Origin of the sequence: Bradyrhizobium sp., from assembly GCF_028868675.1 — a bacterium.
GTDB lineage: Bacteria > Pseudomonadota > Alphaproteobacteria > Rhizobiales > Xanthobacteraceae > Bradyrhizobium.
This window is the reverse complement of sequence record NZ_JAGWUA010000014.1, coordinates 15,539-38,153: the sequence shown is the minus strand read 5'-3', so window position 1 is coordinate 38,153 and position 22,615 is coordinate 15,539. Positions and strand designations below refer to the sequence as shown.

22 protein-coding genes and 1 pseudogene are annotated in these 22,615 nt (G+C 66.1%); 14 read left to right on the top strand and 9 right to left on the bottom strand.

Going from position 1 to position 22,615, the window contains the following annotated elements; all coding sequences use genetic code 11:
* Positions 1-23 precede the first annotated feature (23 nt).
* Positions 24-2,162, bottom strand: a complete 2,139-nt coding sequence (flhA, locus tag KGM94_RS03805) for a flagellar biosynthesis protein FlhA (RefSeq protein ID WP_300255146.1) — start codon at positions 2,160-2,162, stop codon at positions 24-26.
* Positions 2,163-2,543: 381 nt separating this feature from the next.
* Between flhA and KGM94_RS03800 the strand changes: the two genes are divergently transcribed.
* Positions 2,544-3,800 (top strand): MFS transporter, encoded by a 1,257-nt coding sequence (locus KGM94_RS03800; protein ID WP_300255144.1) that lies wholly within the window; start codon positions 2,544-2,546, stop codon positions 3,798-3,800.
* Here KGM94_RS03800 and KGM94_RS03795 read toward each other — a convergent pair.
* From KGM94_RS03795 to KGM94_RS03785, 3 genes are all read right to left on the bottom strand, one after another.
* Positions 3,797-4,201 (bottom strand): DUF4864 domain-containing protein, encoded by a 405-nt coding sequence (locus KGM94_RS03795; protein WP_300255142.1) that lies wholly within the window; start codon positions 4,199-4,201, stop codon positions 3,797-3,799. The genes KGM94_RS03800 and KGM94_RS03795 overlap by 4 nt on opposite strands.
* A gap of 95 nt (positions 4,202-4,296) precedes the next feature.
* Positions 4,297-4,476, bottom strand: a complete 180-nt coding sequence (locus KGM94_RS03790; RefSeq protein ID WP_300255140.1) for a hypothetical protein — start codon at positions 4,474-4,476, stop codon at positions 4,297-4,299.
* Between the two features lie 46 nt (positions 4,477-4,522).
* Positions 4,523-5,071 carry a cupin domain-containing protein gene (locus KGM94_RS03785; protein WP_300255139.1) on the bottom strand — a complete coding sequence of 183 codons (549 nt, stop codon included), beginning with the start codon at positions 5,069-5,071 and terminating at the stop codon, positions 4,523-4,525.
* A 149-nt stretch (positions 5,072-5,220) separates the two neighbouring features.
* On the opposite strand from KGM94_RS03785, the gene KGM94_RS03780 reads away from it, so the two are divergent.
* Both KGM94_RS03780 and KGM94_RS03775 read left to right on the top strand, forming a co-directional pair.
* Complete coding sequence (locus KGM94_RS03780; RefSeq protein ID WP_300255137.1) at positions 5,221-6,549, top strand: aspartate aminotransferase family protein; 1,329 nt, start codon at positions 5,221-5,223, stop codon at positions 6,547-6,549.
* 70 nt (positions 6,550-6,619) lie between these two features.
* Positions 6,620-7,885, top strand: coding sequence for a D-amino acid dehydrogenase (locus KGM94_RS03775; protein WP_300255135.1), 1,266 nt, complete (start codon positions 6,620-6,622; stop codon positions 7,883-7,885).
* A gap of 2 nt (positions 7,886-7,887) precedes the next feature.
* On the opposite strand, the gene KGM94_RS03770 is transcribed toward KGM94_RS03775, so the two are convergent.
* On the bottom strand, positions 7,888-9,477 hold the full coding sequence (locus tag KGM94_RS03770) for a gamma-glutamyltransferase (RefSeq protein WP_300255133.1): 1,590 nt from the start codon (positions 9,475-9,477) through the stop codon (positions 7,888-7,890).
* 103 nt (positions 9,478-9,580) lie between these two features.
* On the opposite strand from KGM94_RS03770, the gene KGM94_RS03765 reads away from it, so the two are divergent.
* Positions 9,581-10,354 (top strand): enoyl-CoA hydratase-related protein, encoded by a 774-nt coding sequence (locus KGM94_RS03765; protein WP_300255131.1) that lies wholly within the window; start codon positions 9,581-9,583, stop codon positions 10,352-10,354.
* 14 nt (positions 10,355-10,368) lie between these two features.
* Here the strand turns inward: KGM94_RS03765 and KGM94_RS03760 are convergent, their stop codons facing one another.
* Positions 10,369-10,560, bottom strand: a complete 192-nt coding sequence (locus KGM94_RS03760; RefSeq protein ID WP_300255130.1) for a hypothetical protein — start codon at positions 10,558-10,560, stop codon at positions 10,369-10,371.
* A gap of 10 nt (positions 10,561-10,570) precedes the next feature.
* Entirely contained in the window at positions 10,571-10,804 is a 234-nt protein-coding gene (locus KGM94_RS03755) for a hypothetical protein (protein WP_300255129.1), read from the bottom strand.
* A 414-nt stretch (positions 10,805-11,218) separates the two neighbouring features.
* Between KGM94_RS03755 and KGM94_RS03750 the strand changes: the two are divergent.
* A pseudogene (locus KGM94_RS03750) lies at positions 11,219-11,587 on the top strand (hypothetical protein); the annotation flags it as partial.
* Between the two features lie 76 nt (positions 11,588-11,663).
* The gene (locus tag KGM94_RS03745; protein ID WP_300255128.1) at positions 11,664-12,689 is read left to right on the top strand and encodes a histone deacetylase family protein; all 1,026 of its coding nucleotides are present in this window, start codon (positions 11,664-11,666) and stop codon (positions 12,687-12,689) included.
* A 12-nt stretch (positions 12,690-12,701) separates the two neighbouring features.
* On the opposite strand, the gene KGM94_RS03740 is transcribed toward KGM94_RS03745, so the two are convergent.
* On the bottom strand, positions 12,702-13,196 hold the full coding sequence (locus KGM94_RS03740; RefSeq protein WP_300255127.1) for a hypothetical protein: 495 nt from the start codon (positions 13,194-13,196) through the stop codon (positions 12,702-12,704).
* A 283-nt stretch (positions 13,197-13,479) separates the two neighbouring features.
* Here KGM94_RS03740 and KGM94_RS03735 point away from each other — a divergent pair, with 283 nt between their 5' ends.
* The 3 genes from KGM94_RS03735 to KGM94_RS03725 all read left to right on the top strand — a co-directional run bounded on the left by KGM94_RS03735 (position 13,480) and on the right by KGM94_RS03725 (position 17,804).
* On the top strand, positions 13,480-16,524 hold the full coding sequence (locus KGM94_RS03735) for an adenylate/guanylate cyclase domain-containing protein (protein WP_300255126.1): 3,045 nt from the start codon (positions 13,480-13,482) through the stop codon (positions 16,522-16,524).
* Between the two features lie 161 nt (positions 16,525-16,685).
* Positions 16,686-16,913 (top strand): DUF1858 domain-containing protein, encoded by a 228-nt coding sequence (locus KGM94_RS03730; protein WP_300255125.1) that lies wholly within the window; start codon positions 16,686-16,688, stop codon positions 16,911-16,913.
* A gap of 102 nt (positions 16,914-17,015) precedes the next feature.
* The gene (locus KGM94_RS03725) at positions 17,016-17,804 is read left to right on the top strand and encodes a Crp/Fnr family transcriptional regulator (protein WP_300255124.1); all 789 of its coding nucleotides are present in this window, start codon (positions 17,016-17,018) and stop codon (positions 17,802-17,804) included.
* Here KGM94_RS03725 and KGM94_RS03720 read toward each other — a convergent pair.
* A complete protein-coding gene (locus tag KGM94_RS03720; protein WP_300255123.1) occupies positions 17,773-18,252 on the bottom strand; it encodes a hypothetical protein in 480 nt (159 codons plus the stop codon). The genes KGM94_RS03725 and KGM94_RS03720 overlap by 32 nt on opposite strands.
* A 106-nt stretch (positions 18,253-18,358) precedes the next feature.
* Between KGM94_RS03720 and KGM94_RS03715 the strand changes: the two genes are divergently transcribed.
* From KGM94_RS03715 to KGM94_RS03695, 5 genes are read left to right on the top strand one after another with little or no spacing between them, the layout of a single operon-like run.
* Positions 18,359-18,532, top strand: a complete 174-nt coding sequence (locus KGM94_RS03715; RefSeq protein WP_300255122.1) for a hypothetical protein — start codon at positions 18,359-18,361, stop codon at positions 18,530-18,532.
* A gap of 39 nt (positions 18,533-18,571) precedes the next feature.
* Positions 18,572-19,147 carry a hypothetical protein gene (locus KGM94_RS03710; protein WP_300255121.1) on the top strand — a complete coding sequence of 192 codons (576 nt, stop codon included), beginning with the start codon at positions 18,572-18,574 and terminating at the stop codon, positions 19,145-19,147.
* 4 nt (positions 19,148-19,151) lie between these two features.
* On the top strand, positions 19,152-20,873 hold the full coding sequence (locus KGM94_RS03705) for a cbb3-type cytochrome c oxidase subunit I (RefSeq protein ID WP_300255120.1): 1,722 nt from the start codon (positions 19,152-19,154) through the stop codon (positions 20,871-20,873).
* A 33-nt stretch (positions 20,874-20,906) separates the two neighbouring features.
* Positions 20,907-21,779 carry a heme o synthase gene (cyoE, locus tag KGM94_RS03700; protein WP_300255119.1) on the top strand — a complete coding sequence of 291 codons (873 nt, stop codon included), beginning with the start codon at positions 20,907-20,909 and terminating at the stop codon, positions 21,777-21,779.
* Positions 21,776-22,579: an SCO family protein gene (locus KGM94_RS03695; protein WP_300255118.1), complete on the top strand. Its 804-nt coding sequence runs from the start codon at positions 21,776-21,778 to the stop codon at positions 22,577-22,579. The genes cyoE and KGM94_RS03695 overlap by 4 nt, the downstream gene beginning before the upstream one ends.
* Positions 22,580-22,615 lie beyond the last annotated feature (36 nt).

Here is a 22,615-nt window from a genome sequence, read left to right as displayed (position 1 = left end):
GCACAGGTCATTTTTCAAGCAAATCAGATGCTTCCGACCGTTTTCAACCGTGCGCGCGGATGGATTTCCGCCTGCGACAGCACGGTGGTCTGGGCACGGAATCGCTCCACCAGCGAGCGGACGAAGGGACGAATTGCCGCAGAGGTGACCAGCACCGGCGCTTCACCCTCGCGGGCGGCGCGTTCGAACGCCTCGCGCACCCCGGTCATGAACTCCGACAGTTTCGAGGGCTGCATCGCGAGGCTGCGCTCCTCGCCCTGGCCGATCAGGGATTCGGCGAAGGCCTGCTCCCATCTTGCCGACAGCGCGATCAGCGGAAGATAGCCGTTGAAGGAGGTGTTCTGCGCGCAGATCTGGCGCGCCAGGCGGGCGCGGACGTGCTCGACCAGGGTGGCGGGATTACGCGAGAAGGCAAGCGCGTCGGCGATGCCCTCCAGGATGGTCGAGAGGTCGCGGATCGAGATGCGCTCGGCGAGCAGAAGCTGCAGCACGCGCTGGATGCCGGAGACGGTGATCTGCGCCGGCACGATGTCCTTGACCAGTTCGCTCTGCTCCTTCGGCAGTTCCTTCAGCAGCTTCTGTACCTCGCCGTAGGACAAGAGGTCGGACATGTTGGTCTTGAGCAGCTCGGTCAGGTGGGTCGACAGCACGGTGGCGGCGTCGACCACGGTGTAGCCCTTGAGCGAAGCCTCCTCCTTCAGGCTCGCGTCGATCCAGGTTGCCGGCAGGCCGAAGGTCGGCTCGGTGGTGTGGATGCCGGGCACCTGTACCTGGTTGCCGGCGGGGTCCATCACCATGAACTGGCTCGGCCAGATCTTGCCGGTGCCGGCGTCGACCTCCTTGATCTTGATGACGTAGGTGTTGGCCTCGAGCTGGACGTTGTCGAGGATACGCACCGCCGGCATCACGAAGCCCATCTCGATGGCGAGCGACTTGCGCAGGGCCTTGATCTGCTCGGTGAGGCGGTCGGTGCCGTCGGGGCCGTTGACGAGCGGCAGCAGCGCATAGCCGAGTTCGATCTTGAGGTCGTCGATCTTGAGGGCGGCCGAGATCGGCTCTTCGGCCGCGGCCGCCGCCGCACCGGGCGTTCCGGGCGCGGGCGCCGCCGTGGCGGCTTCCGCCGCCCTGGCCGCGACCTGCTTGCGGTTGCGCGCCGTCCAGGCCAGCGCGCCGGCGCCGGCTCCGAGCGCGAAGAAGGGGATGGTCGGGATGCCCGGCAGCAGCGCCAGCACGATCATGACGCCAGACGACATCGCGAGCGCCTGCGGATAGCCTGAGAACTGCTTCATCAGCGCCTTGTCGGCGGCGCCGGAGACGCCGGCCTTGGAGACGAGCAAGCCCGCCGCGGTCGAGACGATCAGCGCCGGCACCTGCGTGACGAGGCCGTCGCCGACGGTGAGCAGGGTATAGCTACGGCCGGCATCGGCAAAGGAGAGGCCCTGCTGCGCGACGCCGATGATCATGCCGCCGACGACGTTGATGAACACGATCAGGAGGCCCGCGATGGCGTCGCCGCGGACGAATTTGGAGGCGCCGTCCATGGCGCCGAAGAAGCCGCTCTCGTCCTCCAGCGCCTTGCGCCGCTCCTTGGCGACCTTTTCGTCGATCAGCCCGGCGGACAGGTCGGCGTCGATCGCCATCTGCTTGCCCGGCATGGCGTCGAGGTGGAAGCGCGCGGCGACTTCGGCGATGCGGCCCGAACCCTTGGTGATGACGACGAAGTTGACGATGATCAGGATGGCGAAGACGATGATGCCGATCACGAAATTGCCGCCCATCACGAAGCTGCCGAAGGCCTCGATGACGTGGCCGGCAGCGTCGGTGCCCTCGTGTCCGTGCGACAGGATCAGGCGGGTGGAGGCGAGGTTGAGCGACAGCCGGAGCATCGTCGAGATGAGCAGGATGGTCGGGAAGGCGGAGAACTCGAGCGGTGCCTGGATGAACAGCGACGTCATCAGGATCAGGATCGAGAGCGTGATCGAGATCGCCAGGAAGAGGTCGAGGACCAGCGAAGGCAAGGGCAGGATCAGCACCACCAGAATGGTGAGGATGCCGATCGCGAGCGCAATGTCGCCGCGCCTGAGGAAGTTGCCGATCTCGGCGAGGGAGGGGATGCCGGGTTTGGGGCCGCCCATGCCGTGACCCGCGGTGACGTCGACCATGGTTGCTGCTCCCCCCCGCGATTGCCGCCCGCGCGCGCCAAACGTCTGCGCGGCGGCCGATGGGCCGCCGTTTCGAAAGTGAGGCACCGCACTGGCGTCCACGGGGGGTCTCCTCCCGTTTTACGCGGCCGACGACACTCGACTTCACCCGGCAATTTTTGCCCGGTGTATGGTTAGCAAAGGGTTAACGGGGGACGGGGGAGGCAACTCGTCGTTTTCGGGGGCGGCTGGGAGCGCCGAACCGGAGCTTCGAGACTTCGGGCTCGATGCCGAGCATCGCCCCGGGATGATGCTCACGACCACACCACTGCATCGCATATGCATGCCTAATATCGCGGCATGACGGTTGACCGGTAGGGCGGTAGGGCAGAGGTTGGCGTCGTGCACGCGCCCAATCATCCCGGACAGAAGCCGGCCTCCTTTACCCCTGATTCCCGTCAGGCCTGGGTGCGGCTCGTCATTGCGCTCCTGATCGGCTCGGTCGGCGCCGTCGGCATGTGGTCGGTGGTGGTCGTGATTCCGGTCGTGCAGGCCGAATTCGGCGCGACCCGCGGCGCGGTCTCGCTCGCCTTCACGCTCACCATGCTCGGCTTCGGCCTCGGCGGCGTCATCACCGGCAAGATCACCGACCGCTTCGGCATCGTCATGGCGATGGCGCTCAGCATCGGCTTCCTCGGCGTCGCCAACGTGCTCGCGGGTCTTTCGACCCAGCTGTGGCAGTTCGTGGCGGTCTACTTCCTGATCGGGCTCGGCACCTCGGCGACCTTCGCGCCGCTGATGGCGGAAGCCTCGCACTGGTTCGAGCGCTATCGCGGGCTCGCCGTCACGATCGTTGCGAGCGGCAACTACGTCGCCGGCACGATCTGGCCGCCGATCGTGAACTACGGCGTGCAGACCGCCGGCTGGCGCACGACCCATATCGTGCTCGGCATCTTCTGCGCCAGCGTGATGGCGCTGCTGGTGCTGCTACTGCGTGCCCAGATCGGCGACGACAAGGTGCGCAATCACGCAGGCGCTCCGCCGCCGCGGGTCGACCTCAACCTCTCCACCAACACGCTGACCGTGCTGCTTTCGATCGCCAGCATCGCCTGCTGCGTGGCGATGTCGATGCCGCAGGTCCACATCGTCGCCTATTGCGGCGATCTCGGCTACGGCGTGGCGCGCGGCGCGGAGATGCTGTCGCTGATGATGGCATGCGGCATCGTCAGCCGGATCGGCTCCGGCTTCCTCGCCGACAGGATCGGCGGCCTCCGCACGCTCCTGATCGGATCGCTGGCGCAGGGCTTTGCGCTGTTCTTCTATCTGTTCTTCGACAGCCTGAGCTCGCTCTATCTGATCTCCGCGATGTTCGGCCTGTTCCAGGGCGGCATCGTGCCGAGCTACGCCATCATCGTGCGCGAGGCGATGCCGGCGAGCCAGGCGGCGACGCGCGTCGGCATCGTGATCTTCGCTTCCGTGTTCGGCATGTCCTTCGGCGGCTGGGTCTCGGGCGTGATCTTCGACGCCACCGGCTCCTACGCAGCCGCCTTCGCCAACGGCGTCGCCTGGAACGCGCTCAACGTGGTGATCGTGGTGTCGCTGCTGATCCGCGCGCGGATGAATTCGACCAAGATCGGCGAACCGGGCTTCGCGACCTAGACCGATTGCCCCGCCTTCAACAGCGTGCAGCCGGTGATCTTGTAGCTGCCGTCGGCTTGCTGCTCGAGCGTGTAGAGCGCCTCCCAGGCTTCGCCATTGGCATCGACGATGTGGACGCGCTGGCCGATCCAGCCGGCCTCGCTCCTGGTCTCGCCGAACTCGAAGCTCCTGTGACGGTAGACCGGGGCGTAGGAGCCTTGCACCATGGACATGAAGATATCGGCTTGCGGAAATATCTGCTTGATCGCGGGCGCGGCGTAGGAATAGGCGGCAGCGGCATCGTCGCGGCCGAACGCCTGCTCCTGGGCGCTGATCACGCCTTGCGCGGCCGCGATGTCGTCGGCGGCATGCGCGGAGGCAAAGCCGAGCAGCAGCGTGACCAGCACGACCAGGATGCGCATGGCAGGCTCCGCGCGGAAAATTCCGGCAGCGATGATCCTAGCACGAATGCTCCGGAATGCACCGGTTCGTGCGGCGAATCCGCCGCCGCGTCCGCCTACCGGATCGATCCCGGCAGATTGTCGATGTCGGGCGAGGGGCGCGCGGGGAACAGCCGCGCGGTCGAGGAGATGTCGAGCCGCCGCTTGCACTTGGCTTCGTCCGCGCCGTCGTCGCTGCCGCCGTCCTTGTGGCGACGCCTGGCGAAGACGTCGTCGAGCCGGTTGACGATCAGCATGGCGAGATCGACTGAGTCCGCTCGCCCGATATTGTGCGGCGCCTTCTCAGAACGTCGGCGGCGTGCAGGCGGAGATCACTTCGCAGGGCTTGCCGCCGACGCAGCGGAAACGGTGCGGGCGGCGGCTTTCGAAATAATAGGCGTCGCCCGGGTTGAGGATGCGCCGCTCGTCCTCGACGGTGACCTCGAGCTTGCCTGAGGTCACCACGCCGCCTTCCTCGCCGTCGTGCACCAACGGCACCCGGCCGGTGTCGCTGCCGGGCGCGTAACGCTCCTTCAGGATCTGCAGGCTGCGGCCGAACAGGTTGTCGCCGACCTGGCGATAGGAGATCGGCGTCTTGCCGACCTCGGTCAGTTCCTCGGCGCGGTAGAAGATCTTGCGCCGCTTCTCCGGTTCGAGTGCGAAGAACTCCGCGAGCCCCATCGGGATGCCGTCGAGGATGCGCTTCAGCGCGCCGACCGACGGATTCATCTGGTTGGATTCGATCAGCGAGATCGTCGAATTGGTGACGCCGGAGCGCTTGGCGAGCTCGCGCTGCGACAACTTGTGGCGCGCCCGGATGAATCGCAGCCGTCCGCCGATGTCGACGCTCATGTCCCGAATCCCTGTTTCAGGTGTTGCGGATCGCGCAAATATGGAACGATCGCCCCAACGAGATCAAGGGCTTGCCGTCCGACAGAAAAGGACTTGTTGCTTCCTTGAAGCCGTGGTTCGGCTGGCGGATCAGCACAGGAGCGCGGCCCGTGACCCTTCATCAGAAACCGAACACCATCAAGCTCGACTCGTTCTGGATGCCGTTCACGGCCAACCGCCAGTTCAAGCAGGCGCCGCGCCTGTTCGCCTCCGCCGAGGGCATGTACTACACCTCCGTCGACGGCCGTCAGGTGATCGACGGCTCGGCGGGCCTGTGGTGCGTCAACGCCGGCCATGGACGGCGGCAGATCGCCGCTGCGGTCGAGCGGCAGTTGATGACGCTGGACTTCGCGCCGACCTTCCAGATGGGCCATCCGCTCGCGTTCGATTTCGCCGAGCGCCTCGCCGAGATCGCGCCAAATGGCCTCGACCGCGTGTTCTTCACCAATTCGGGATCGGAATCGGCCGACACGGCGCTGAAGATCGCGCTCGCCTATCAGCGCGCCGCGGGCCAGCCGACCCGCACCCGCCTGATCGGCCGCGAGCGCGGCTATCACGGCGTCGGCTTCGGCGGCATGTCGGTCGGCGGCATGGTGAACAACCGCAAGGGCTTTCCGGTCCATCTGCCCTATGTCGACCATATCCGCCACACCTTCGATCTCGCGCGCAACGCGTTTGCCAGGGACCTTCCGGCACACGGCGCCGAGCTCGCCGACGATCTCGAGCGGCTGGTCGCGCTGCATGGCGCAGAGACGATCGCCGCCGTCATCGTCGAGCCGGTGCCGGGTTCGACCGGCGTGCTGCCGCCGCCGCAGGGTTATCTGCAGCGGCTGCGCCAGATCTGCGACAGGCACGGCATCTTGCTGATCTTCGACGAGGTCATCACCGGCTTCGGCCGGCTCGGCGCGCCGTTCGCCGCACAGTACTTTGGCGTCACGCCCGACCTGATGACGACGGCCAAGGGCATCACCAACGGCACCATTCCCTGCGGCGCAGTGTTCGCGAGCCGCAAGGTGCACGACGCGCTCATGACGGGTCCGGAAGCCCAGATCGAGCTGTTCCACGGCTACACCTATTCGGCGCATCCGGTCGCCTGCGCCGCCGGCCTTGCCACGCTCGACATCTACAGGGACGAAGGCTTGCTGACGCGCGGCGCAGAGATTGCAGGCTACTGGCGTGACGCCCTGCACCAGCTCAAGGGCCTGCCGAACGTGATCGACATCCGCAATGTCGGCCTGATGGGTGCGGTCGAGCTCGCCCCGCGCAAGGATGCAGCCGGCGCCCGCGGCTATGAGGTCATGGTCGACTGCTTCAATCGCGGCCTCTACATGCGCACCAGCGGCGACGCGTTCGCGATGTCGCCGCCTCTGATCGTCGAGAAGAGCCATATCGACGAGATCGTCTCGATCCTCGGGGACGCCATCAAGCGCGTGGCCTGACAATTGCTCCTGCCGCGGCCAGGACATATGTTGGCAGCGGTGAGAGTGATGCCGCGGGAGTGTGACTAAGGTGAAGGTTCTCATCCTCGGCAGCGGCGTCATCGGCGTCACCTCTGCCTACTACCTTGCCCGCGCCGGCCATGAGGTGACGGTCGTCGACCGCCAGCCGCAGCCGGCGCTGGAGACGTCGTTTGCCAACGCGGGCGAGGTCTCGCCCGGCTATGCCTCGCCCTGGGCCGGCCCCGGCGTACCGGTCAAGGCGATCAAATGGCTGCTGATGAAGCACGGCCCGCTGGTGGTGCGGCCAAAGCTCGATCCGGCGATGTGGGTCTGGCTGCTGAAGATGCTGCGCAACTGCACGCAGGCGCGCTATGCCATCAACAAGAGCCGGATGATTCCAATCGCGGAATATAGCCGCGATTGCCTGCGCAGCCTGCGTAGCGAGATCCGCATCCGCTATGACGAGCGTGCACAGGGCACGCTGCAGCTGTTCCGGCAGCAGGCGCAGCTCGATCACACCGGCGACGATATCGCCGTGCTGAAGCAGTATGGCGTGCCTTACGAGGTGCTCGACCGCGCGGGCTGCATCGCCGCCGAGCCGGCGCTATCGGGCGTGAAGGACAAGTTCGTCGGCGGCCTGCGGCTGCCGCAGGACGAGACCGGCGACTGCCACATGTTCACGCAGGCACTGGCAGCGGAAGCCGAAAGGCTCGGCGTGCGCTTCATGTTCAACGTCGCCATCGACGGCCTGATCGCGGACGGCTCGCGCGTCACCGGCGTTGCGACCGGCGCGGGCCCGCTGCAGGCCGACGCCTACGTCGTTGCGCTCGGAAGCTGGTCGCCGCGGTTCGTGGCGCCGCTCGGCATCGCGCTGCCGGTCTACCCGGTGAAGGGCTATTCGATCACGGTGCCGATCGGGAATGCGGACGGCGCACCGGTGTCGACCGTGATGGACGAGAGCTACAAGGTCGCGATCACCCGGCTGGGGGACCGCATCCGCGTCGGCGGTACGGCGGAGGTCTCCGGCTATTCCGACCGGCTCCATGCCGCGCGCCGCGCCACGCTCGATCATTCCTTGACCGATCTATTCCCGCGCGGCGGCGATCTCTCGAGGGCGACGTTCTGGTGCGGCTTGCGTCCCATGACTCCGGACGGCCCGCCGGTGATCGGGCCGACGCGCTACGCCAACCTCCACCTCAACACCGGCCATGGCACGCTCGGCTGGACCATGGCCTGCGGCTCCGGGCGGGTGCTCGCGGATCTGCTGTCGGGGAAGAAGCCGGAGATCGACACGCGCGAGCTCGCCGTCGATCGCTACGATCGCCGGTTCGGCTGAAATCAGGCCTCCGCCACCGCGTCGGCCCAGGGCTGGAAGATCTCGGTTGCGCCGAAGTTGCTGTCGCCGTCGCGCATCACGACGCTCGGGCAGGCGAACTTCATCGGGGCGGTCTGCACCAGCGCCTCCTCGTAGTCGAAGCGCTCGCTGAGAGTCTTGCGCGTTTCCGCCGGCAGGCGCGCATCGCCGATCACGATCGCTCCCTCGCTGGCGTCGATCCGCGGCTGATGGATCGCCGTGTCGAGGTCCATGCCGAAATCCATCACGAAGGAGAGCAGCTGCGTCACCGCGGGCAGGATGCGCCGTCCGCCGGATGCGCCGACAGCAAGACGCCGGCCGTCCGCGGTCTCCCCGATCACCGGGGTGTAGTTGGTCAGGCAGCGCTTGCCCGGCGCGAGCGAGTTGGTCGTGCCCGGCGTCGGGTCGAACCACATGATGCCGTTGTTCATGGCGATGCCGGAGGTCGGCGTCACGTATTTCGAGCCGAAGGTCGACAGCAGCGTCTGCGTCACCGCCGCCATGTTGCCGTGGCGGTCGACCACCGAGAAATGCGTGGTGCAGGACGGCGCCAGATGCTCGGCGCCGAGCGCGCGCTTGCCGTCGGCATCGCCCATGTCCTGCAGCCGTTCGCGATAGGCCGACTGCAGCGCCGCCGCATATTCGACATAGGCGGCCGCATCCGGTGCGCCCTGCGGCTTCAGCTTCTGCTGCAGCAGCCGCAGCGCATGCGCCAGCGTCGGCCCGGCCGTCAGCTCGGGCGTCGCAAACACCTTGCCGCCGCGATAGGGGATCGCGAGCGGCTCGCGCAGATGCGCGCGGAAGGCGGCGAGGTCCTCGACCGACAGCGAGCCACCGTCGCGCTTGATGTCGGCAGCGATGCTTGCTGCGAGATCACCCTGGTAGAAATCACGCGGTCCGGCCGCGGCCAGATGCGCCAGCGTCGCCTGCAGCTTGTGCTGCGGCAGCCGCGTCTCGGCCTTGATGCCCCATTGCGCGTTGGGCGGCAGACCGTCCTTCAGGAACGCCTCGGCGCTCGCCGGATAGCGCCGCAAGTCGAGAGCGCAGCTCGCGATCATCAGCGTCGTCCACCAGTCGACCAGGAGGCCTTCGCCGGCGAGTTTTGCCGCCGGGGCGACCAGGTCCTTCCAGGGCAGCTTTGCGTGGCGGCGGTGCGCTTCCTCCATGCCGGCGACGACGCCGGGCACCGCGATCGAGCCGGGGCCATGCAGGTTGCGATCGTCCTTCACCCGCGCCCAGGGGAAGAGGTCGGACGCCGCGCCCTGGCCGGTGATCGGATAATCCTCCACGCGCAGGCTCGCAGGCGCGCGCATGCCGTAGTCGATCACCTCGTAGCGCTTGTCGCGCGCGCGATAGAGCACCATCGCGCCGCCGCCCCCGACGCCGCTCATCCAGGGCTCCAGCACGTTGAGCGCGAAGGTGGTGGCGACCACCGCGTCGACGCAGTCGCCGCCGGCCGCCAGCACCTCCGCGCCGATCTCGGCAGCGCGGCGCGATTGCGAGGCGACGATGCCGCCGCTGGCGCGACGGGCGGGCTTGCGGATGTCCTGGGAGAGGCTGAACTGATGGGGCATGGCGGCGGGTCTTATTGCGTTGAACGGAATTGTATGCGCCGCGTTGGCGCGGCGGACGGACAATGGCACATTGGCGCCGGCGAGAACATACGAGGAGACGAACATGGCTGGTGTGAAACGGACGCGCGACGGGGCGGTCGGCGTCCTGATGCTGGACGAGCCGGCGAGCCTGAATGCGATGACGCCCGATCTGCTCGGCGCACTCGCGGACGCGGTCGCGGCGATGACCGGGGACGACGGGATTCGCGCCCTGGTTCTGACCGGCGAGGGCCGCGGCTTCTGCTCGGGCCAGAACCTGAAGGCCTCCGAGGCCTTGGGCGAGGACATCGCGGCCGGCGTGATGCGCTTCTACTGGCCCGCCTTCAAGGCGCTGCGCGAGTGCCGCGTGCCGGTGGTGGTCGCGGTCAACGGCGTTGCTGCCGGCGGCGGCTTCAGCCTCGCGATGGCCGGCGACATGATCGTGGCGGCGCGCTCGGCGAGCTTCATCCAGGTGTTCAGCCGCATCGGGTTGGTGCCCGACCTCGGGTCGACCTGGCTGCTGCCGCGGCTGGTCGGCCGCCAGCGCGCGCTGGAGCTCATGCTGCTCAACGAGCCGCTCACGGCCGAGGCCGCCCATCAGATGGGCCTGGTGCGGAAGGTCGTCGACGACGCGCGGCTGATGGAGGAGGCTATGAGGCTGGCGCAGCGCCTGGCGGACGGCCCGACCCGGGCGCTGGTCGCCACCCGTGCGCTGCTCGAGGAGAGCGAGCACGCAAGCTACGAGGCGCAGTTTCGCCGCGAGATCGAGTTGCAGGCCAGCATCAGGAAGAGTGCCGACGCGCTCGAGGGCCGCAACGCCTTCGTCGAGAAGCGCAAGGCGAAGTTCACGGGCCGATAGCCTCGTCCTTCACCTTAGCGCGGAGGGTTCGGCCTGGTGCGCGTCGCCTTGGCCGAAACCTGCTTTGCGTGCCATTTCGGTCCCGGGCCGCGCATGTAGTGCAGCTCGGGGCGATAAGGGTTGCCTGCCACCCGGACGAGCGTCTGCCACTTAACGACGACGGGGCGGAGGTGACGGCGAAGCAGGGTCAGGGTCGCGATCAGCATGTCAGTTCTCTCAATGCGGCTTGCCGAGCATGGAGGTGAACGGCAGCTCGAAAATCTCCTCGCCGTCGTCGTCGCTGACATGGAGCACCCAGTCGCGCCAGTCCTCGGTGCCGGGTGCCATGATCATCGTGTGCATGATCTGGGACGCGCGCTCATGCGCCTCGGTCAGATTGGACACGGCAGCGCCGTATCGATCGACCAGAAATCCCTCGGTATTGGAGCAGTGGAAAAACACCTGGACCATGCGCGCCTCCTGTGGAAAGCGATTTGGACGCAACGGCTCGATACCACCGGAGAAGAGCGAAAAATATTCGGACCAACCCGGTAAGTGAATTTACGGAGGTTGGTCGCGGCTCGCGCGATGAGCGGTTCCATCACGGGCCGGTGACCGCAGACTGGACGGCGCCGCGGCGGAGTGAAACTGTCGATGCGCCGCCGGTCGAAGGGGGAGGCGTCGTGTTCAGCGCGAAGGAGAATCGCGACCGCCCGAGCCGATACGCATTCGCGATCGCGCTGCTCGCCGCGATCTCCTGTCTGGCCGTGCCGGTCTCGTCGGAGCCGGTCCGCAAGAGCGGCTACGCGATCGGGACCGAGCTGTGCGGCAGCGGTGATCTCGCCTTTCCCCGGCTCCGGATCGACATGAAGGGCGGATACTGCAGTGTTCGTCGTCAATCTCGGCAAGGCGGGGACGATCGGCAGGCTGCCCGCGGGCGCAGCGGCATCCGAGATGTTCGTCGCGCTGCCGGAGGGTGGCGTCGGCAGCGCGATCCGCTTTGTGCCTGACGGCACCATGTTCGCCGCCGACTACAGGGGACACAACATCTTCGCAATCCCGAATGGCGGCGCCGAGCCGGTCGTCTGGTTTCATTCCGACCGGATGCTGAAGGGCCGGGAGCCGACCAACCTCGCCTTCGGCGGCAGCGACGGCAAGACGGTGTTCGTCACGCAGCGCCAGGGCGGCTTCATCGAATCCTTCCGCGCCGACAGGGAGGGACGCGAGCATTACCTGCAGCAGGGACGCTGCTGACCTCCGCGTCTTCCCGCTTGCATCCGTCGGCCGCAGGGATCAAGACATTGCCGTTCGCGAGGAAGGAGCCGCCTTCGTGAAAGCTGTCTATACCGAACTGCATCGCAGCCATGATCCGCAATTCTTCCTGGTGCGCGGCATCGTCAAGCGTACGACCGAGCAGCCGGAGCGCGCCGACCGTCTGCTCGCCGGCCTGAAGGCTGGCAAGCATCGGCTGGTCGAGCCGACGAGCTTCGGGCAGGGGCCGCGAGCGCGCATACACAGCCCGGAATATCTGGCGTTCCTCGCCGAGGCCTGGGACGCCTGGTCGGCGCTCGGCGATGCCGGCCCCGAGATGATCGCCAACGTCCATCCGGTGCGGCACACCGCGACCTATCCGACCCACATCGTGGGCAGGCTCGGCTGGCACACCGCCGACACCGGCTGTCCGATCGGGCCGGGCACCTTTGCTGCAGCCTGTGCCGCGACCGATGTTGCGACCACCGCCGCGCAGCTCGTGATGGACGGGGAGGATGCAGTCTATGCACTGTGCCGTCCGCCCGGACATCACGCCTTTCGCGACGTTGCCGGCGGCTTCTGCTTCCTCAACAACAGCGCGATCGCGGCGGCGCATCTGCGGCTGAAGCACGAGCGCGTGGCGATCCTCGACGTCGACGTCCATCACGGCAACGGCACGCAAGGCATCTTCTACGAGCGGCCCGACGTCTTCACCGTCTCGATCCACGCCGATCCCGCGGCCTACTATCCCTATGTCTGGGGCTACGCCCACGAGCGGGGCGCGGGTCCGGGGCTGGGCGCCAACCTCAACATTCCCCTGTCGATCGGCACCGGCGACGACGGCTACATGCAGGCGATGGACGCGGCGCGGAGGGCGATCGAGGCCTTTGCGCCGACCGCGCTGGTCGTCGCGCTCGGGCTCGACGCCTCCGAGCACGATCCGCTGCGCGGCCTCGCCGTCACCACGCCGGGCTTCCGCCGCATCGGCCAGGCGCTGGCGCGCATCGGCCTGCCGACGGTGCTGGTGCAGGAGGGCGGCTATCTCTCCGACATCCTCGGCGCCAACCTGACGTCGGTGCTGGCGGGATTCGAGGAGGCGCGCTGAGAGCGGCCGCGATCACGACTTGTGCGGACAGACCATCGTCAGGTTGAGCAGGGTCGGGGCCTTGTCCTGGCCGTTCTTGTATTCCCACTCCAGCCGAATCTCGTGCTGATGGGCGTTGGGAGCGCTCTTGTCGTGCTGGATGATGTTGGTCTTCATCGGAATCGGCGGCTCCGAGTTGAAGCACTTGCGCACGCTGGCATCCAGCAGCGCGCATTTCGTCAGGGGAACGACGTTCGGCTCGTCGGCCGACAGCGGCGTGGTGTTGGGTTGCGCGGTGAGCTGCACGCGTGCCCGGCCTTTCTCCTTGTGCCAGTGCTTCGCGCTTCCGTTCGGCCATTTTTCCGCGGGCGTCAGGATCAGGTGGTACTGGCCGTATTCCAGGGTCTTGATGTCGATATGCTCCGAGGCCTTCAGGATCTCGACGCTCTTCCTCATATTCTCCAGAGGATAGTAATTGCTGTTCATTAAATCCTTAAATGGCTGGCCATTATATACTCTGCCGCTCATTGTCCCGTCCCTCGATATGATCTGGCTTTGCTGGAAAATCCGTCGCCTGAAACCCGCCGGCCGAGGCGATCAGTCCGGTTAGTCCGAACTTCTGGTCTCGTCATCTTTGCCCAGCCCGAACCAAGCTACCATCCGAATTTGTGCTTCGTCCAGACACGGACTTTGGCGCTCTCTGGGGCAAGCGGAGTTGTGCGAGCCTGATTGATAAGCATTTGCCGATCAGTCATCTTACCCGGGCTGTTGCAGGCGATGGTCATCCTGCTGCAGCAAATAAGAGCGCAGGATGCTTTGCTTCGCGTGCCAGTCGACGATCGATTCGAGCGATGATCGCTGCCCCAAATGCGGGGCCGCGCAGCGGCGTCCGGACCCGGACAGCGAACGCAGGTTTGTGACGATCTTGCGGGCGGACGTCGTCGACTCGACCGGATTGGTCGCCGATCTCGATCCCGAGGAGGCGGTCTCCCGCCTGGAACCGGCACTGGCCGCGATGCGCAGCGCGGTGCGGCAGTTCGGAGGAATCGTCAGCAAGGAGCTGGGCGACGGGCTGGCCGCGGTGTTTGGCGCACCCATCGCGGACGACAACCATGCTCCGCTAGCCTGTCACGCGGCGCTTGAGCTGGTTCGGCGGGTGGCGCGACTCGACGATCGCGGCTTGCAGGTCCGGGTCGGCCTGCATTCCGGACACGTGGTGGCCTACATGGTTTCCAGCGAGTTTTCCAAGGTTTACGAGATTGGTGGCGCGGCGCAGCATCTGGCTGCGCGGCTGGAATCGGTGGCCGAGGCGAATCAGATTTGCGTGTCGGAAGCCTGCCAGAAGCTGGCCGAGGGGCATGTCCGGTTCGAGTTTCTGGGTCCCAAGTCGCTGCGAGGTTTCCCCGAGCCAGTGCCGGTGTATCGAATCATCGGCGCAAGCGACCTGTCGAGCTGGCGGGTGCGGCGTGCCCGCAGCATTTCCCGCTTCGTCGATCGCACGACGGAGCAAGCGCTGCTGGCGCGCGCTGCGCAGAGGGCCGCTGCCGGCCGGCAGACCGTCCTGTTGATGGGCGATCCCGGCATCGGGAAATCGCGGCTCGCTCACGAGTTTGCGCAAGGACTCAAGACTGAAGGCTGGCGGCTGATCGATGCCGAGTGCAACCCGAATCTCCAGGGGGCGCCGTTCAGCATGCTGAAGCGCCTGCTGCAATCGACCCTGGAGGGGGTTGCGGCCGAGCCGGGTGACGGCATCGATATCCGGAAGAACCTGCCGGCGATCCAGCAATGTGCCATCGACGCCGTTCTGGACCTCCCGATATCGGACCCGCGATGGGAGGAATTGGAGCCGCATGCGCGCGGCCGGGCCATCAGCGATGCGAGCTGCGTGATTTTGGAGGGGCTGGCGCGTCGTCAGCGCACGGTCCTTCTGGTCGAGGACTTGCATTGGATCGACCGTGCCAGTGACGCGGTGATGGCTAGGCTTGCCTCGCTTTCAGCCTTAAACCTCCTGGTGCTCCTCACCAGCCGGCCACTCGGCATGCCGGAGTGGATCGCGCGCTGCCACGCCGAGATCGTGGCGATGCGTCCGCTCGACGATGATTCCGGCCTCTCCATGCTGGCGGACATGCTGGGGTCCTCAACCGGCAATTCGGATCTGAAGAGCCGCATCATTGCTCATACCGCCAACGTGCCCCTGTTCATCGAGGAGGTGTGTCGCGGGTTGAAGGACAGCGGCATCCTTCGCGGCCAGTGGGGCGATCTTGCCCTCGCGCGCCCCATTGAAGAGTTGGGCATTCCAACCAGCATCCAGGGGGTCATCGCGGCTCGGTTGGATCGGGTGTCCAGACCGGAGCGTACGCTACTGCAGATTGCGGCAGTGCTCGGCCCGCGTTCGACCGAGAAGCTGCTTCGTGAAGTGGCTGCGTTTCCCGAAGCCGATCTGCAGCAATGTCTCGCTGCTCTCGATCGAGCCGAATTGCTCGTCAGGGTCGACAGCGAACTGGAGGGATTGTTCACATTTCCACACGAGATGATCCGCCAGGTCACATATGACTCGATGGTCGAGAAGGTGCGCGAGAACATCCATGCGCGCGTCCTCTCGACTCTGGAGCGCGGAGCAGACTGGGGCGATGAGCCCGATGCGCTGTGCTACCATGCGACGAGGGCGAAGGACTGGGGCAAGGCTTTCTCCCATGGGCGACGCGCAGCGCAAAAGGCTCTCGCCCGGTCGGCGTTTTCCGACGCGACCAGCTATTTCCAGATCGCGATGGATTCGCTCGACAGGACGCCCGTGACACGCGCGCGGGAAGCCGATGCCATCGATCTCAGGATCGAGGCGCGCATGGCGTTCATGTGGTCGGGGCACGTTGCAGAATCGTTGGACCTCGGACGCGAAGCCGAGCGGCGCGCCGACGAAATCGACGACATCGGACGCAAGGTCGCCGCGATGACGGTGCGAGCGGCCGCGCAGAACTTCTACGGCACGCCGGTCGAAGCCGTCGCCATCGGCGAGGACGTCGTCCGTCTGGCTGAGGAATGGGGCAATGCGGGCTGGCTCAACCTTGCGCTTTATGGCCTGGGGCAGGCCTACTTCCTCGCCGGTCGCTATCGCGACGCCGAGCGGATCGCGGCCCGTGCCTGTGCCCAGTTGACGGCCCCCGACGCCAGCGCCCCGATCGGCACCACGCCGAGATACCTGCTCCTGCTCTGCTGCATGATGAAGAGCTTCACCCATACCGTGATGGGCGAGTTCGAGGCGGCGGATCGATTTCAGCAGCAAGCCTGGGCGATCGCCGATGAGACCGGCCGTCCCTTCGACCGGGTCGCGGCATCCTACAGCGGCGGCTGGCTGGCGCTCGGTCGCGGCGACCCGGCGTCCGCGGCAGCCGTACTCGAACAGGGCTACGTGCAGGCGCAGAAGCACGGCGTTCGGCTGTTCGTGCCGGTCCTCGCCTGTCACCTCGGCATTGCCTATCTCGAGCAAGGCCAGCTCGAACGGCCACGCGGAGTCCTGGCCGAAGCGCGTGAGGAGGCCCGCTCCGTCGGCTATACGTCGACCGTGCTGCGCAGCTCCATCTATCTCGCGCTCGCCCTCAGCCGGCTCGGCGACGTCCAGACCGCCCTGAACATGCTGCGCGAGGCGCGCAACACCGCGCGCCAGCAGGGCTTTTCGGGGCTCGAGGCCGAGGCGCTGTTCGGCGAAGCCTCGGTGATGCCGCGCACGAGCGAGGACGACCGGGCGGCCATCGTTGCCGCCCTGCGCGCAACCATTGCGATCGCCGCCGAAAGCGGAGCCAGGCCGCTGCTCGTCAGGGCCGAGGCGCTGCTGACCGAGATGCGCACCCGGACGGCCTGATCCCATTACCGCAAGGCGGCACTGGTTGAATTCCGCCCGGCGGTCGCCGTACCCGGCTGTTCCGGCTGCAACTTTCGCGAAAACGCCGGCTGTTTGCGCTGCCACAAACGGGCGATCCGGGATCGGGACGATACTTTTCGCCAAAGATGGAAAGACCTCCGATGCCGATCGAAGCGGACGATTTGGTGGATGAGGTGATGAGGAGCCATCCGACGACGATCCGTGTCTTTCTCGACTTCAAGATGAGTTGCGTCGGCTGTCCGATCGCCTGTTTCCACACGGTCCATGACGCCTGCCTCGAACACGGCGTCGACCGTGGCGAATTCCTGCAGGCGTTGCGCGGGGTCGCCGGCGATGCGACGGCTGAGGCAAATCTGACGCAGCCCTGAGAGATCGCGGGAAAGCCGGGTCCCGACTTGATCCAGGTCAAGAGGCCGGGGCGGCGGATGATCAAGAGTTGCAAGGCCAGAATTCCATTCAGGAACGAAACCATGACAGCGCCTACTCCGGTTGATCTCGAGATCGCTGCCCAGATACCGGTGTTCAGCGGATTGAAGCCGCAGGCGTTGGCGGTGCTGCTCGAGGAAGCCAGCGTCTTCAATCTTCGTCCCGGCCATGCGCTGTTCCGGCAGGGCGAGACGGCGCACGCGTTCTTCATCATCATGGACGGCTGGATCAAGTTGTACCGGGTGACGCCCGCCGGCGACGAGGCCGTGCTCAACGTCCTGACCAAGGGCGAGAGCTTTGCCGAAGCCGTCACCTTCACTTCCGGCCGCTATCCCGCCACGGCCAGCGCCGTGACCGCGGCGCGGGTCATGGTGATCCCCGCCGAACACGTCATGAACTGCATCCGCAAGATGCCGGATGTCGCGATCGCGATGATTGCGTCGACCTCGCAGCATCTGCACCGAATGGTCCAGCAGATCGAGCAGTTGATGGCGCAGAGCGCCACGCAGCGTGTCGCCGAATTCCTGGCTTCGCTGGCGCCCCGCGCAAAGGGCCCCTGCACGATCACCTTGCCCTACGACAAATCGCTGATCGCCGGCCGGCTCGGCCTGAAGCCCGAATCGCTGTCGCGGGTGTTTGCCAAATTGCGCGCGATCGGCGTCGACGTCCGCGCCTCCACGGTGGAAGTGCGCGACATGGCGCAGCTCTGCAAGCTGGTCGCCTGCGACCGCATCAATGCGCGTTGTCCCATCAAGCCGCGGCTGCCGCGCCCGCAACCGCCGCGCGCGGTCCGTTCCGAGCCTAAATCAGCGATGGCCGGAGCAGGCTCCTGATCTTCGGCAGGATGATATCGCGCCAGGCTTCCGCGCCGAATTTCCGTTCCACGATCTCGCCGCCGGACACCACGAGCCACAGCGGAACGCCGTCGCTGCGCTTCAGCTGGCTTCGGTAGGCGCGGAGCTCCTCGGGCCAGTTGTCGTCGTTCAGCACGTCTGTGAGATGCTGCGACTTGACCTCGCGATAGCGGATGCGCGGGAACTCGGCCGACCGAAAGAAGATCGCCCCGTCGCCGTTCTGCCAGGCGCGGCAGGGCGCGCAGTCCTCTGCGCCGACATAGAGCAGCATGACGTCCGGCGCCGGACGCCCCGAATGGCCGGCCCATGCGGCCATCGCCACAGCGAGGATCGCGATCAGCATGCCGGGATAGGCGAGACGATTGGCGCGCGGCCGGCCGCGCTGCAACAAGGCGGGATCGGACCTGGTCTCGGGCGGCGGCTCCATAAACCGATTATTTCTGGTGCAGGGCGCGCCATCCTTAACCGCGGTCAAGGATACCGTCGGCGAAGCGCGTAAATTCTTCGCGACGTCACTTCAGGGAGTCTGCCCGATGCCGCCCACCGAAACAACTGCGCCGAATCAGGGGCGCGCCGAACGCGTGCCGGCGATGCAGCGGATTCTCGACAATCCGTTCCTGCTCCTGTTCCTCGGCATCACGATCCCGACGGTCCTCTACCTCATCTGGGGCGTGATGGAAGTCGCCTCGATCCCGCTGGCCAAGTGAGAGCCGCGCCGCGGCCTCCAACATAGGGAACACCAAACAATGGCTGCCACACCTCCCGAGCAACGGATCTGGTGGAACGAACCCATCGAACGGGTCGAGCTGGTCTGGATCTTCATAGCCTTCCTGTGGGGGCTATTCATGTTCTGCTTCATGATCGCCTGGCACTTCATCGGCCAGCAGAACCTGAGCAAGGAAGCCTACCGCATCGTGCCCTCCGCCTATGAGCAGAAGGTCGAGAAATTCGCCAAGCAGTTCCAGGTGCGCGAGGAGCAGGGCATCCCGGTGGTCAAGCCGAAGCCGGGCGAGGACGTCTATCTGCTCGCGCGGCTGTGGCAGTGGTGGCCGGTCCTCGAGCTGGAGAAGGGCCAGAGCTACCGCATCCATCTGTCGTCGATCGACTGGATGCACGGGTTCTCGCTGCAGCCCACCAACATCAACATATCCGTCTATCCCGGCTACGAGCACATCATTTCGCTGACGCCGACCGAGAGCGGGCAGTTCGGCATCGTGTGCAACGAATTCTGCGGGATCGGTCATCACACCATGACCGGCAAGATTTACGTCACCGACAAGAAGCAGGCCGAGGCCGGACAGCGCCTCGCGGAGCAGAGGTAGCAACATGACCGCCGAAACCGTTATCGGAGCCGTGGGCCGCCAGGCCGAATTCCGCACCTGCCAGTATACCGGGCTGAAGGTCGATGCAGGGGCGCAAGCGCTGATCAAGGCCAACGCGGTCGCCGCCGTCGTCTTCCTGGCGATCGGCGGCCTGATGGGGCTGCTGGTGGCGCTGACGCGCTGGCCGGCCGTGCACCTGCTGCCGGCCGACTGGTTCTACCTGATCCTGACTGGACACGGCGCCAACGTGCTGTTGTTCTGGATCATCTTCTTCGAAATCGCGGTGCTCTACTTCGCCTCGGCGGTCCTGCTCAATTGCCGCCTGGCGACGCCGAAGCTCGCCTGGCTCGGCTTCGTGCTGATGGTGGTCGGCGCGCTCATGACCAACGTGACCGTGCTGCAGGGCGACTCCAGCGTGATGTTCACCTCCTACCCGCCGATGCAGGCCAAGCCGAACTTCTATCTCGGCCTCGTCCTGTTCGCGGTCGGTGCGCTGATCGGTTGCGGCATCTTCTTCGCGACGCTCGTGATCGCCAAGGAAGAGGGCACCTACGAAGGCTCGATGCCGCTCGTGACCTTCGGCGCGTTGACCGCCGCCATCATCGCGGTGTTCACCATCGCCTCCGGCGCGATCATCCTGGTCCCGGCCTGGCTGTGGTCGCTCGGCCTGATCTCCGATCTCGATCCGCTGATGTACAAGGTGGTCTGGTGGGCGATGGGTCACTCGTCGCAGCAGATCAACGTCTCGGCGCACGTCTCTCTCTGGTATCTGACGGGTGCGCTCCTGGTCGGCGCCAAGCCGCTCAGCGAGAAGGTGAGCCGTACGGCGTTCCTGATGTACATCCTCTTCCTGCAACTCGCTTCCGCGCACCATCTTCTCGCCGAGCCTGGTCTGGATGCGAGCTGGAAGATCGTCAACACCAGCTACATGATGTACCTGGCGGTGATGGGCTCGATGATCCACGGCCTCACGGTGCCGGGCTCGATCGAGGCCGCGCAACGCAGGAACGGGTTCAACCGCGGCGTGTTCGAATGGCTGCGCAAGGCCCCGTGGGGACATCCCGCCTTCGCCGGCATGTTCCTCTCGCTGATCTTCTTCGGCTTCATCGGCGGTATCTCCGGCGTCGTGCTCGGCACCGAGCAGCTCAACGTGCTGATGCACAACACGATCTACGTGCCCGGCCATTTCCACGGCACCGTGGTCGCCGGCACCACGCTCGCCTTCATGGGCGCGACCTATCTCGTGCTGCCGCTGATCTTCCAGCGCGAGATCATCTGGCCGAAGCTCGCCAAGATCCAGCCCTATCTGTTCGGCGTCGGTGCCGCCGGCATCTCGCTGTTCATGATGGGCGCCGGCACCCTCGGCGTGGCGCGGCGGCATTGGGACATCACCTTCACCGATGCCAATTTGTCCTTCGCCTATTCGGCAGGTGCGTTCCTGATGATGGGTCTGAACGGCATCTTCGCGGTGATCGCGGCGCTCGGCGGCATTACCTACGTCCTCGTCGTCGTCGGCACCGTGCTGTTCGGCGAGAAGATCAAGGGTGGCCATAAGCTCACCTTCCCGCTGCATTCGGGGGGCGGAGCCACGGCGTCGCACTACGGCAGCGAAGGGACGATCAAGCTGCCGGGTACCATCATCCTGGTTGCAATCTTCTTCGTCTGCTTTGTCCTCTACTACTTCATCAACTGGAAGTATCTGTCGGAACTCTGGCTGTTCCGGTGATGGACTGAATTGACGATCAGAGAGGACAACAAGATGCGTGCAACAGCGGCGATGGCGGTTTCGCTCCTCAAGCTCAGGATCGGCGTTGCCATCGCCGCGAGCGCGCTGGCGGGGATCGCGGTCGCAAGCGGTCCCGGCCTGGCTTGGTGGCAGGTCGTGGGCCTTTCGATCGCCATCCTCGGCGCGGCCGGCGCGGCCGGCGCCTTCAACCACTACTACGATCGCGACCTCGACCGGCTCATGGCGCGGACCCGCAACCGTCCGTTCGCCAGCGGCGCGTTCGGGGAGAGCGCCTGGTGGCCCGTCGCGTTCGTCGGCCTGCTCGCCGTCTCGCTCGGCCTCGCCTGGATGACGGTCGGCCATCTCGCCGCGGCCTACGTGTTTCTCGGCGCCTTCACCTACGGCATCGTCTACACCGTCTGGCTGAAGCGCCGCAGCACCTGGAACATCGTTGTCGGCGGGCTCGCCGGCAGCTTCGCCGTGCTGGCGGGCGCTGCCGCGGTCGATTCGTCGCCGCAGGTCGTGCCGACGGTGCTGGCGGTCGTGCTGTTCCTGTGGACGCCGCCGCATTTCTGGAGCCTCGCGGCGGCCAAGGGGCAGGATTACGCCCGCGCCGGCATTCCGATGCTGCCCGTCGTCGCGCCGGCGAGAGCCTGGACCATGGCGATCCTCGCCCATTCGGTGGCGCTGGCGCTGATCGCGCTCGTTCCGCTCTGGTTCGGCCAGGGGCTGTGCTACGGCATCGGCGCGGCGGTCGGCGGCGGCTATTTCGTCTGGACCAGCATCAAGCTCTATCGCGATCCGTCGAAGGCCAACGCGATGACGAACTTCTTCGCTTCGCTCTTGCAACTTGCCCTGCTGGTCGCAGGTGCGCTGCTGTCGAGCGCGGTCGGACACTGGTCATGACGTCTCGACGTGCCGCGGCGTGGCTGTTTGCGATGCTGACCTGCTTCTCGGTCGCATCCGCAAGAGGTGCGCCCGCATCGTCGCCACTCGATCCCAAGGAGGCGATCGCGACCAGCCAGCGCGCGGTCGGCCGGACGATCGGCGACTACCGTTTCGTCGACAGCACCGGTAAGCCGTTGTCGCTGGGTGACTACCGCGGCAAGCCGCTCGTCATCAGCCTGGTCTATTCCGCCTGCAGCTCGGTCTGCCCGCCGACGACCCAGCACCTGATCGACGCCGTCAATGAGGCCGCACGCGTCTTCGGTGCCGACCGGTTCGCCGTGCTGACCATCGGATTCGATGCGCGCAACGACACCGTCGCCCGCATGGCGCAGTTCGCGTCGCTGCAGGGCATCAAGACGTCGAACTGGCGCGTCGCCAGCGGCGATGCCGGGTCGGTCGAGGCCCTCCTGAACGATCTCGGCTTCAGCTACCGGGCGGTCGCCGGCGGCTTCGATCATCCCGCGCAGACCACGATCCTGGACCGCGACGGCAAGGTCTACCGCCACGTCTATGGCGAGGATTTTCCGTTTCCGATGTTCATGGAGCCGATGAAGGACGTGGTCTACGGCACCACGACGCCGTTCTCGCTCGACGGCATCATCGACCGCATCCGCTTCATCTGCACCGCCTACGATCCTGGCTCGCGCCGCTACCGCATCGACTATGGCCTCGTGTTCGGCGGCGCGATCGGCGCCTTCTCCCTGCTCGTCATGGGCGGCCTGATCCTTCGCGAGTGGATGCGCTCGGCGCAGGCATGAGCGGCGGGGCCTAATGAAACGGGTGATCATGTGATT

Excerpts from the sequence above, each read along its gene's own strand:
- KGM94_RS03735 (WP_300255126.1), top strand. The coding sequence starts at position 13,480 with ATGCTTTGCTTCGCGTGCCAGTCGACGATCGATTCGAGCGATGATCGC.
- KGM94_RS03765 (WP_300255131.1), top strand. The coding sequence starts at position 9,581 with ATGGCTGGTGTGAAACGGACGCGCGACGGGGCGGTCGGCGTCCTGATG.
- KGM94_RS03790 (WP_300255140.1), bottom strand. The coding sequence starts at position 4,476 with ATGCTGATCGTCAACCGGCTCGACGACGTCTTCGCCAGGCGTCGCCAC.
- KGM94_RS03720 (WP_300255123.1), bottom strand. The coding sequence starts at position 18,252 with ATGGAGCCGCCGCCCGAGACCAGGTCCGATCCCGCCTTGTTGCAGCGC.
- KGM94_RS03760 (WP_300255130.1), bottom strand. The coding sequence starts at position 10,560 with ATGCTGATCGCGACCCTGACCCTGCTTCGCCGTCACCTCCGCCCCGTC.
- KGM94_RS03740 (WP_300255127.1), bottom strand. The coding sequence starts at position 13,196 with ATGAGCGGCAGAGTATATAATGGCCAGCCATTTAAGGATTTAATGAAC.
- KGM94_RS03755 (WP_300255129.1), bottom strand. The coding sequence starts at position 10,804 with ATGGTCCAGGTGTTTTTCCACTGCTCCAATACCGAGGGATTTCTGGTC.
- KGM94_RS03770 (WP_300255133.1), bottom strand. The coding sequence starts at position 9,477 with ATGCCCCATCAGTTCAGCCTCTCCCAGGACATCCGCAAGCCCGCCCGT.
- KGM94_RS03730 (WP_300255125.1), top strand. The coding sequence starts at position 16,686 with ATGCCGATCGAAGCGGACGATTTGGTGGATGAGGTGATGAGGAGCCAT.
- cyoE (WP_300255119.1), top strand. The coding sequence starts at position 20,907 with ATGCGTGCAACAGCGGCGATGGCGGTTTCGCTCCTCAAGCTCAGGATC.
- KGM94_RS03710 (WP_300255121.1), top strand. The coding sequence starts at position 18,572 with ATGGCTGCCACACCTCCCGAGCAACGGATCTGGTGGAACGAACCCATC.
- KGM94_RS03705 (WP_300255120.1), top strand. The coding sequence starts at position 19,152 with ATGACCGCCGAAACCGTTATCGGAGCCGTGGGCCGCCAGGCCGAATTC.
- KGM94_RS03695 (WP_300255118.1), top strand. The coding sequence starts at position 21,776 with ATGACGTCTCGACGTGCCGCGGCGTGGCTGTTTGCGATGCTGACCTGC.
- KGM94_RS03715 (WP_300255122.1), top strand. The coding sequence starts at position 18,359 with ATGCCGCCCACCGAAACAACTGCGCCGAATCAGGGGCGCGCCGAACGC.
- KGM94_RS03795 (WP_300255142.1), bottom strand. The coding sequence starts at position 4,201 with ATGCGCATCCTGGTCGTGCTGGTCACGCTGCTGCTCGGCTTTGCCTCC.
- KGM94_RS03725 (WP_300255124.1), top strand. The coding sequence starts at position 17,016 with ATGACAGCGCCTACTCCGGTTGATCTCGAGATCGCTGCCCAGATACCG.
- flhA (WP_300255146.1), bottom strand. The coding sequence starts at position 2,162 with ATGGTCGACGTCACCGCGGGTCACGGCATGGGCGGCCCCAAACCCGGC.
- KGM94_RS03785 (WP_300255139.1), bottom strand. The coding sequence starts at position 5,071 with ATGAGCGTCGACATCGGCGGACGGCTGCGATTCATCCGGGCGCGCCAC.